Below are 10,046 nucleotides of genomic sequence, written 5' to 3'. Positions count from 1 at the left end.
GTGGGAGGAGCCGCGGACGTCGAAGCCGCCGAAGATGCCGCTGCCCTCCGAGCGGACCTCGACGCCCTCGGGGACGCGGAGCTCCACGCCGCCGAACACGGCGAAGATGCGGATCTCGACCTCGCGTGACTCGAAGACCGCCTCGCTGAGGTCGAGTTCGATGCCGCCGAAGACGGCCGTTCCGAACAAACGGCGGCGTACCCGCCAGTTGCCCTTGCGGTGGGCTCCGCCGAAGACGGCGACCACGTTGTCCCGTTCGGTGCCGCTCGCCGGGGCGTAGGAGAACGGCGCGCCGCCCGGGGCGGGGGCCGGGCCGCGCTCCTGGCCGAGTTGCAGGTCGCGGGTGAGGACTTCCAGCTCGCCGAGTGTCTTGGCGGTGTAGAGATCGTCCAGGCGTTCGGAGTATTCGTCGTGGCTCAACTGCCCGGTGGCCATGGCTTCGCCGAGCATCGCGGCCACCTGCTCCCTGTTGCTGTCAGAGGCGCGCACCTGCGACGACCCGTCGCCGCGCTCGGGGAGATTCTGCATGCTGGTCACGATAGTACGTGTCCGCCCGCTATTGCACCGAGCCGGGCCGGGGGGAGGCGCACAGAGCGTTGTTCTAGGATTCCGGGTAGCCCGGAACCTAGCGGAGAAGATGAGGCGCGTGACGCAGACCGAGCAGCCCCCGGCGTTCTTCACCGAGCGTGACGGGGAGTTGATCCCCTCCCCGGCCGCGCAGAGCCCGTGGTCGGCCGACATGCTGCACGGGAGGCTGATCGGCGGGCTCGCGGCCCGTGCCGTGGAGCGCGGCCATCTCACGGACGGCCTGCGGGCGGCGCGTGTGACGGTCGATCTGTTCCGCGGCTCGCCGCTGGTCCCGCTGCGGGTGGAGTCGCGCACGGTGCGCGACGGCCGCAGGATCCGCGTCGTGGACGTGGAGATCGCCTCGGCGCGGGGCGCGATCGGGCGGGCCTCGGTGGTGCTGCTGCGCGGTGGCGGGACGATGCCCGGCGAGGTCGCCGTCGTACCGCCCCGCGAGATGCCGCCGCCGGGGGACCTGACCACGGGGGCGGGGCCGGTGACCGGCTGGACTCCGCCGTTCGACCTGCACTGGCGGCTCGCCGACAACGGTGACGGCGACGCCCGCCGGGTGGCCTGGACCCGCGAGATCCACCCGCTGGTGGCGGGCGAGCCGGTCTCGCCGCTGGTCCGCGCCGCGCTGGCCGCCGACTTCGCCAGCCCGCTCAGCAACTTCGGCCCCGAAGGGCTCTACTACATCAACGCCGACTACACCCTCACCCTCTCCAGGCCGCCGCTCGGCGAGCTGGTCGGCCTGGAGGTCACCGGCCGGCTGAGCGAGGAGGGCGTCTCGACCGGGGTCTGTGTGGTACACGACGAGTCCGGGCCGATCGGCCACTGCGTGGTCACCGCGCTGGCCAACCCTCGGATGGGCGACTGAGCCCGCCGGTATGCGCGGGCCTTCCCCGGGCGGGGCCCGCGATGTGATGGACTCGGAGGTATGAGTCCCAAAAGCCGCGGACGCCCGGAGGGGCGAGGCAGACAGAGACGACCACAGCGCACCGTGGCCCGGTTGCGCCTGTCGGAACAGATCGTGCTCGAGGCTCGCGGCCTGGCCGGGGACGACGCCGACGCGCTGGCCGCGGAGGTCTGGGCGAGCCGCCGGCTCGGCGAGGTGTGGCTGGCCGCGCCGCCCGGCGAGACCGAGCCGGAGCACCTGATCTGCACCGAGGTCGCGGGGCGGGCGACGTCCCGGCCCTCGGTTCCGGCGATGGCGGCCGTGGCCGCGCTGGCGCGCGTCGCGCCCGGGAGCGAGCGGGAGATGCTGACCCAGGCGACCGACATCCTGTCGGCGTCCCAGCCGCGACCGGAATGGGCGGATACGCCCTGCTGGGAGCCGACCCGCGCGTTCCGCGGCACCGACGTCTGGCGGCGCGAGCGCGTGCTGTTCGTCGACTACGACGCGGGGCCGCGCCCGCACACGCTGATGGCCGTCATCGTGGACGAGGCCGAGCCGGTGATCGCCGCGCTGCGGCTGGTGGAGCCGGGAGCGCACGAGGAGTGGGAGCGGCTGCGCGGGCCGGACGATCCGCCGATGCCGGTCCGCCCGGCGGAGCCGGCCGCCGTGCTGGCCGAGCTGGCGCTGGCGATGCGGGAGACCGACATGGCCTGGCCGCACCAGGAGGAGGGCGGTTACGCCGAGCTGCGCGCGCTGGCCTGGACGCGCGGCCGCGCTCATCTGCCCGCCTGGCCCGACTGGGCGCCCACCCCCGCCGCCGAGCGGGAGGACCTGACCGCGGAGTTCGTACGGCACAGCGGCCTGCCCGACGACGACGTGACGCATTCCCTGGCCGGGCTGTTCCTCGACTACGGCGACGGCTACATCCGCCCCGGCCCGCTCGCCTGGAGCCCCGGCAGGGTGGCGTTGTTCCTGGCCGACTTCCTGCCGCGCAAGGTGATGCTCGACGCCGCGCAGCGCGAGCGGCTGCCCGAGGCACTGCGGCACTGGGTGCGCTTCGCGCTCACCCGCACGGGTATGGAACCGCGCTGGATCGAGCCGGTGGTGGAGGCGGTGAGCACCTATCACGCCGTGTTCGAGAAGGCGTTCGACGACGAATCGGTGTGGGGCCCGGCCAAGCGGATCGTGTCCGGCCACCAGGAGCAATAAAAGCGACTTGCCGCCACATGAATAGCGTTGTCCACCATTAGCGGCGCGGCCGGCGTCGCGCTTTCCCGGGGGCTCCCACCTGCGCGCGGGCCGCTTCTGGGGCGCGGCGCGGGCCACCGCGGGCAGCCAGCAGATCATCTGAATAAGATTCACAATTCGCCGCGGATCACAACCTTATAGCACGGCTCAAGATTCCACCACAAATGTCGACCGGGGGGATATCTTTTCTTCTGAAGGCGGCGGCTGAACGGCGGTTCAGAAGGCGGTGGCATGCGACGGCTGGGCACGTCGGGGCCGATGGTGCTCATGTTCCTCATCCTGGCCCTCGGCGCGCCCGCGCGGGCGGACTCCACCGATCCCGACGAGGCCGACCGGCTGCTCGTCTACTGCCTCGGCGAGCGCCAGCGGGCCGACCTCGCCGCCGCCGCGACCACCCTCGGGCTGGTGTCCCCCGGGTCCGCGCCTGACGAGGTACGGCTGGCCGGGCGACCGCTCACCCTGGAGCGGTGGCGGACGGTGCGCCCCGATGACTTCGACCGGGCGTGCCGGGCACTGGCCACGGCCGAGCCGGACATCCGCGGCCCGGAGAGCCCGGGGCCGCTGACCGCGATGCTCTCGGTGCTCATCCCCGTCGTCGCGGGCGCGCTGCTGACGCTGGCCACCACCGAGTGGCGGGCCGCCGCCGGCGCGGGCGCCCAGACCGGGAACGAGCTGTTCGCGGCGGCCACCGCGTTCGCCGCCGCGCACGCGGCCTTCCTGGCCGGCTGGCGGCGCGGCGACGCGGAGGTCGCCGCGCTGGAGGCGGCTCGCGAGACGCTGGCCGCCAAGATCGGCAACGCCGCGCTCGCCCGCCCCGCCTGGACCGAACCGGCGCGGCTGCTCGCCATGCTCGGCGGGCTGACCGCCCGCTCCGCGAACGACTGGAGGAAGGTGCCGATGGAACGCCGGGCGCAGATCGCCAGGCGGGAGGCCGAAAGCGCGGCCGCCTTCACCGCACGGACGGCGGCGATGGCGGTCCGGCTCAGAAGACCCTGGCTGCGGCACTCGGCGATGCGGCGGCCCGCCACTCCGGGCGCCGCGTCATGACCCGCGAGTGGTGCAACCCGTTCCACCCGACGGGCGAGGCGGGCAGCGCGTGGGACGCGCCGCTGCGGATCTGGCAGATGCAGGTGCGCAAGGACCTGTTCGTCTTCCTGGACGACACCCACCGGCAGTACGTCCAGTTCACCGAGATGCTCAAGGAGCGGGACCGCCGGCCGCTGCGCGGCCACGTGGTGTACGTCGCCGGCCGGGCCGGCGCCGGGAAGACCAGTTTTATCGAACATTGCGTCTATCACATTCTCCGCAATCCCCCGCAGGAGTCCGACGACCGGGGTGAATTGACCGATTCCACGGTAAGAATCGTCGATCTCGCCGGTTCCCCGGCGCCTTCCGATCATTCCGACGCCGCCCGCGCCGCCTTCTGCCAGCATGTTTACAACGACACCCTGGAACAGGTGGCGGGAGATGATAACGGCCTGTGGCTGAGCGACGATGAATGGGGCGAGCTGGAGGGCCTCACCTTCAAGAACGGCTTCTTCAAGCTGCGTTCCACCCTTCAGAAGCGGGCCGCGGTGGTGGTGATCATCCTGCCGCCGCAGATGCCGCTCGCCTGGGTCAAGGACTTCGTGGCGGTGGCCTGGCCTCGGGTGACCTTCCTGATCGAGGGCGACGACATCGTCAAGCCCACGTTCGACTCGGTCGTCGGCACGGCGCAGAACCGCACGACCTTCTTCGCCAGGGTCGGCCTGCTCCAGGACGGTGACGTCGCGAAGTTCGTACGCTCCCGCCGGGAACGCACCGACCTGCCGCACCGATTTCCCGAGATCCCGGCACCCACTCTCAACTACATCATCCAGAACATGAGCTATATGCCCGAGCCGGTCATCAGGGTTTTCGACAACCTCTTCAAGATCCTCATCGACGCCGCGATAGAAGAGAATGTCGAGAAGGTAGACGAGAACTTTTTCCACCGGGTGTTATACAAGAGGATAATGTCCTGGAACCATCTGGTGCGGACACCACGGAAGGACGAGGCATGAGCATGTCCGCAGGCGAAGGCGAGGGTGGGCACATGCTCCTGCCGGTCACCTTCACCACCCGCCTCGCCGACCAGGAGAGCCTGCACGACCTGACCGTGGCGACCCCGGCGGTCCGAAGCGCTCTTCAGTACGTCGCGGCCTATCTGGGCGGCCCGCCGCCCACCTCCCCCGCCGAGGCGGGCCGGGCCATGGCCATCGTGGGCGGCTACGGCAGCGGCAAGACCCACCTGGCGATCCGGATCAAGGAGACGGCGGCGGAGGTGCCGGGGGCGGAGTCCAAGATCCTCGCCATCGACGCCTCCCAGCGGCGCTTCAGCTACCTCTACCGCAACACGATCTTGGACATGCTCGGCAAGGCCGACGTCCGCGACCTGGTGACCGACTACTTCTCCGAGGTCGTGGCCAGCTCGCTGGACGACATACAGATCTTCCGCGAGGTCGCCGCCGGGCTGCGGGAGCGCGCCATCGACCCGGAGAAGGTCGTCGCGAGCCTCCACCTGTCCGGGCCCGCTCTGCAGGCCGACCTGAAACGCCGGTTGCGCACCGAGGTGGAGTACGCGAAGTTCGGGCGGGCGCTCGCGCTGCTGGCCACCGACGAGTACGCCGACGCGGTGTGGGAGTGGCTGAGCGGCGAGCCGCCCGGAGAGGAGCTGCGCGCCCTCGGCGTACACGACCGGATCTCCAGCGACCTCGACGCCTACGACGCGCTCAGCGTGCTGACCTTCCTCTACAGCAGGAAGAACCGCCGGGTCGTGCTCATCATCGACGAGTACGAGAAGCTGCTCGGCCACCCCGGCGAATGGAACGTCAGCGCGGTCAACGCCTTCGAGCAGCTCATCAAGGTCTTCATCAGCGTCGGCGGGCTGCTGGTGTTCTGCGGCATGCCGGAGAGCCTGTCCAAGCTGCCGCAGAGCGTCCACCAGCGGATCGGCGTCGCCCGGCTGGATCCGTTCACCCCCGAGGAGACCCTTCACCTGCTGCGCAGGCGGCGCCGCCCCGGCCAGCCGGACATCTCGCTGGAGATCGCCGGCTACATCCGGTCGCTCAGCGGCGGCCTGCCCCGGATGAGCCTCACCCTCTACCGGCGTGCGGCCGACCTCGCCGAGGAGGAGCGGTCGGGCGCGATCACGCCGGCGATCGTGCGCTCCGCCGTACGCCGGCACTACGAGCGCGCCGGGCTCGACTACGTCGGCGGGACGATCCGCCGGCTGATCGAGGCCGGCGGCTGGGACTTCCACGCCGATGTGATGCTGGGCGAGAACACCACCGTCGACTTCTGGATCACCCGCGGCGAGGGCGGCGCGGGCGTGGCCGTGCTGATCACCCGCTCGCTGCTGCGCGCCGAGGACGTGGACACGCTGCGCGGGCAGATCGAGGCGGTGCGGGTGGCGACGCCGTCCGCCGAGGTCATCGTGGTGGTCAACGGGTACGTGTCGGCGACCCTCCAGGGCGAGGTCTCGCACCTGATCGGGCGGCAGCCACTGGTCTTCGACGAGAGCCGGTTCGGCGGCGACTTCCGCGCGGTGATGCACAACGCGGTCCGCCGGCTCGACCGCAGCGAGCGCGGGTACACCCTGGAGAGCCTGAGCCGCAATCTCGAACGCCTCAGCCTGCAACAGTCGGCCACGCAGAGCATGCTGGAGGCGCTCAGCGGCAGCGTGGGCGGCCTGCACTCCTCGATCGCCGCGCCGCAGGCCGCGCACGACGAGGACACGGCCGCCGAACGGCTGCTGCCGCCCCGGGTGGCCGAGCACTTCGAGCGCGCGCTGGTCGCGGTGAGCACGCTCGGCGGCATCGACGCCGAGCTGCGCGCGGCCTTCGCCGACCCCGGCAGCGCGGGCACCCGGCTGCGCAGGCGGCTGGCCTCCCGCGAGCTGTTCGAGGCGGTCGGCGTGGCCGTACTCCTGCGCAAGCTGGTCGAGACCTTCCGCTCCCGGGTCGCCGACTACATCCAGAACGTGCAGCTCGCCAGCGGCCACCGGCCGGTGGTCTCCCGCGCCCAGGAGGAGGAGCTGCGGCTGATCTGCCGCACCTACGAGGCCACCGCGGAGGCGCTGCCGCTGCTCCGCCTGGAAAGCCTCGCCATGACCGCCCCCACCGCGGGCCAGTCCGGCCCGGTCGAGCTGGCGACCCGCTCGCGCCGGCGCAGCGAGGCGGTCGGCGCGCTCAGCGGGCTGAGCCAGCGGGTCTTCGACACCGTCACCGCCGCGCTGCGCGGCTAGCCCGCCGCGAAAGGACTCAGACCCCGGCCACCGCCCCGGCCAGGGCGCGGCCGATGCGGGCCGTGGTGGTGGTGACCGCGCAGCGCTGCGCGGCGTACCGGATCGCCATCTCGTGATGCTCCAGGGAGAAGTCGGCCACCGCGTCGGCCACCACGAAGGGCCGCACGTCCCGCATGAACGCCTCGCACGCCGTCATCAGCACGCCGATGTGGGCGTAGACGCCGCACACGATGAGCTGGTCGCGGCCCAGTTCGGTCATCAGCTCGGCCAGGCCGGTGCGCTGGTAGGCGCTGTAGCGCCACTTGGTGAGCAGTACGTCGCCCGGGCGCGGGGCCAGTTCGGCGACGATCGCGGCCTCCTCGGGGTCGGGGCCGATGCCGTCCCCCCAGAAGTCCAGCAGCAGGCCGCGCTCCTCGGAGCTCTGCCCGCCGGGCTGCGCGGAGTACACCACGGGCACGCCGAGGCCCCCGCACAGCTCGCGCAGCGCGAGCACGTTGGCCATCAGCTCCACCAGCGGCGAGGCGCCGGGCGTGAAGGCGCGCAGGAAGTAGTTCTGCATGTCGTGGATCAGCAGGACGGCGCGACCGGCGTCGGGTTCCCAGGCCACGCGGTTGGCGGGGGTCTCGGCCGGCATCGGGTACGGGGCGATCGCCGGAATTGCCATCGTCGTCATGTCCTTTCGCGGAGGCGGCGCTTGCTGACCTTGCCGACGGCGGTGGCGGGCAGGGTCTCGGCGAACGCGAACTGGTCGGGGATCTTGTAGCCAGCCAGGCCGCGCTCGCGCAGGAACGCGCGGAGTTCGGCGTCGGTGACCTCGGCGCGGGCCACGATGTGGGCGCGGGTGCGTTCGCCCAGGTAGGCGTCGGGGACGGCCACCACGGAGGCGTCGTGGACGGCGGGGTGGGCGAGCAGGTGGTTCTCGACCTCCGCGGCGGCGATCTTCTCCCCGCCCCGGTTGATCTGGTCCTTGGCGCGTCCCTCCACGACCAGGTACCCGCCCGGGGTGACCCGGACGATGTCACCGGTCCGGTAGAAGCCGTCGGGGGTGAAGGCCGTCGCGTTGTGCTCGGCGGCGCGGTAGTAGCCGTGGATGGTGTACGGCCCGCGGGTGAGCAGGTGGCCGGGCTCGCCGTCGGGGACCGGTGCGTCCTGGTCGTCCACCACGCGGATCTCGTCGTCCGGCGAAATCGGGCGGCCCTGCGTGGTGAGCGCGATCTCCGGAGGGTCGTCCGGCCGGGTGTAGTTGACCAGGCCCTCGGCCATGCCGAACACCTGCTGCAAGACGCAGTCGAACACCCCGCCGACCCTGCGGGCCGCCTCCTCGGTGAACTTGGCCCCGCCGACCTGGAGGATCTCCAGGCTGGACAGGTCGTGCCGGGTACGGCCGGCCGAATCCGCCCACAGCAGCGCCATCGGCGGCACCAGGCCGGTGATCGTCACCCGCTCGGCCTCGATCAGCGGGAAGCAGGCGTCGGGCCCGGGGTGCGGGGCGAGGACCGACGTGCCGCCCACCGACATGGTGCCGAACACGCCGGGCGAGCTCATCGGGAAGTTGTGCGCGGCGGGCAGCGCGCACAGGTAGACCGACCGCTCGGAAAGGCCGCAGATCTCCGCGCTGGCCCGGAAGCTGTAGATGTAGTCGTCGTGGGTGCGCGGGATCAGTTTGGGCACGCCGACGTCGCCTTCCTGCAGTTGTCCGGCGGCGCGGAGTTCGTCCAGGGCGAGGAACGGCCCGGGGTCGCCGTCCACGAGCACGTTGGGCACCTTCAGCCCGGCGGCCAGTTCCCTGTGGTCGAAGCCGGCGTGCGTGTCGGGCGCGATGTACGCCACGGCCTCGGTGAACTCGCAGAAGTAGCCGATCTCCGCCGCCCGGTGGGCGGGCAGCGCGAAGACCGGCAGGGCCCCGATCCGGAACAGGGCGAAGCACACCTCGTAGAACGACGGCCGGTTGGGCAGGTGGACCACGACCCGGTCGCCGGGGCGGACCCCGAGGCGGGTCAGGCCGGCGGCGAGCCGGTCGGCGCGCTCGTCGAGCCGCCGGTAGCTCCACCGCTCGCCGTCGCCGGCCAGGGCGGTCCGCTCGCCGTGCGCGGCGGCGAGGTCGCGGAGCATCCCGCCGAAGGTCTCCCCGCGCCAGTACCCGGCGGCACGGTACCTGGCGGCGAACTCCGGCGGGTAGGGAACGACGTCCATCGCGGTCCTCTCACTCCCCCGTGGAGGCGGCCAGGGCCGCCCGTTCGTCGAGGCCGAGGGCGTGCATCAGGGTGCGGAACTTGGCGGTGGTCTCGGCGAGTTCGTCCTCCGGCACCGAGCCGGGCACGATGCCGCCGCCCGCGAACAGCCGAATCCCGTCCTCGCTCAGTTCGGCGCAGCGGATGGTGACGGCCCACTCGCCGTCGCCCGACGCGTCGCACCAGCCCACCATGCCGGTGTAGAAGCCCCGGTCGAAGGGCTCGATCTCGGCGATGGCGGCGCGGGCGTCCGCGGTCGGGGTGCCGCACACCGCGGGCGTGGGGTGCATGGCCACGGCCAGGGCGAGCGCGGTGGTGTCGGGGTCGGCGAGCCGTCCGGTGATCCGGCTGGACAGGTGCCACATGGTCGAGGTGCAGCTCAGCGAGGGCTCGTCGGGAACGCTGAGGGCCCGGCAGAACGGCGCCAGGGCGTCGGCCACCGCCTGGGTCACCAGGGCGTGCTCACGCTGGTCCTTGGCCGAGCAGAGCAGGGCCGCGGCGCGCCGCCGGTCTTCGACGGGGTCGGCGCTGCGCGCGGCCGAGCCCGCCATCGGGCCGGCCACGACGATCGGCCCGGTACGCGAGACCAGCAGTTCCGGGCTCGCGCCGACCAGCGTGCGGCGGCCGGGCAGCGGGACGGCGAAGACGTGCCCGTCGGGGTCGCGGGCGGCCAGGCGGGCCACCATGGTGGTGACGTCCGGCGGGTCGGGATGGGACAGTTCCAGCGATCGGGCCAGCACGACCTTGTCCAACCGGCCCTGGTCCAGCAGGCGCAGGGCCCGCCGTACCCCCGCGAGGTGATCGTCGGGGCCGGGGACGGGGGTGACCCGCCACGGCCCCGACG

The 10,046-nt window shown here is 72.3% G+C and carries 9 protein-coding genes; 5 read left to right on the top strand and 4 right to left on the bottom strand.

All coding sequences use genetic code 11. The features are described 5' to 3' along the window. Nucleotides 1–528: DUF1707 SHOCT-like domain-containing protein (locus C1I98_RS28675; RefSeq protein WP_111170521.1), on the bottom strand; the 528-nt coding region annotated here is incomplete at its 3' end. Between the two features lie 118 nt (nucleotides 529–646). On the opposite strand from C1I98_RS28675, the gene C1I98_RS28670 reads away from it, so the two are divergent. The 5 genes from C1I98_RS28670 (at nucleotide 647) to C1I98_RS28650 (ending at nucleotide 6,971) form a co-directional block, all read left to right on the top strand. Further along, nucleotides 647–1,441, top strand: coding sequence for an acyl-CoA thioesterase domain-containing protein (locus C1I98_RS28670; RefSeq protein WP_111170520.1), 795 nt, complete (start codon nucleotides 647–649; stop codon nucleotides 1,439–1,441). A 153-nt stretch (nucleotides 1,442–1,594) separates the two neighbouring features. Continuing rightward, complete coding sequence (locus tag C1I98_RS28665) at nucleotides 1,595–2,668, top strand: hypothetical protein (RefSeq protein WP_146607679.1); 1,074 nt, start codon at nucleotides 1,595–1,597, stop codon at nucleotides 2,666–2,668. 270 nt (nucleotides 2,669–2,938) lie between these two features. Beyond that, nucleotides 2,939–3,754, top strand: coding sequence for a hypothetical protein (locus tag C1I98_RS28660; RefSeq protein WP_146607678.1), 816 nt, complete (start codon nucleotides 2,939–2,941; stop codon nucleotides 3,752–3,754). A 77-nt stretch (nucleotides 3,755–3,831) separates the two neighbouring features. After that, nucleotides 3,832–4,749, top strand: a complete 918-nt coding sequence (locus tag C1I98_RS28655) for a hypothetical protein (RefSeq protein ID WP_146607677.1) — start codon at nucleotides 3,832–3,834, stop codon at nucleotides 4,747–4,749. Beyond that, complete coding sequence (locus C1I98_RS28650; protein ID WP_146607676.1) at nucleotides 4,746–6,971, top strand: hypothetical protein; 2,226 nt, start codon at nucleotides 4,746–4,748, stop codon at nucleotides 6,969–6,971. The genes C1I98_RS28655 and C1I98_RS28650 overlap by 4 nt, the downstream gene beginning before the upstream one ends. A gap of 16 nt (nucleotides 6,972–6,987) precedes the next feature. Here C1I98_RS28650 and C1I98_RS28645 read toward each other — a convergent pair whose 3' ends face one another. From C1I98_RS28645 to C1I98_RS28635, 3 genes are all read right to left on the bottom strand, one after another. Then, nucleotides 6,988–7,635, bottom strand: coding sequence for an isochorismatase family protein (locus C1I98_RS28645; protein WP_111170522.1), 648 nt, complete (start codon nucleotides 7,633–7,635; stop codon nucleotides 6,988–6,990). Nucleotides 7,636–7,640: 5 nt separating this feature from the next. Beyond that, the gene (locus C1I98_RS28640) at nucleotides 7,641–9,164 is read right to left on the bottom strand and encodes a (2,3-dihydroxybenzoyl)adenylate synthase (protein ID WP_111170515.1); all 1,524 of its coding nucleotides are present in this window, start codon (nucleotides 9,162–9,164) and stop codon (nucleotides 7,641–7,643) included. A gap of 10 nt (nucleotides 9,165–9,174) precedes the next feature. Continuing rightward, a partial coding sequence (locus tag C1I98_RS28635; RefSeq protein ID WP_111170514.1) for an isochorismate synthase occupies nucleotides 9,175–10,046 on the bottom strand: 872 nt, incomplete at its 5' end.

The sequence above is a fragment of the Spongiactinospora gelatinilytica genome (genome assembly GCF_003236385.1).
GTDB lineage: Bacteria > Actinomycetota > Actinomycetes > Streptosporangiales > Streptosporangiaceae > Spongiactinospora > Spongiactinospora gelatinilytica.
This window is presented reverse-complemented; position numbering and strand designations above follow the sequence as displayed.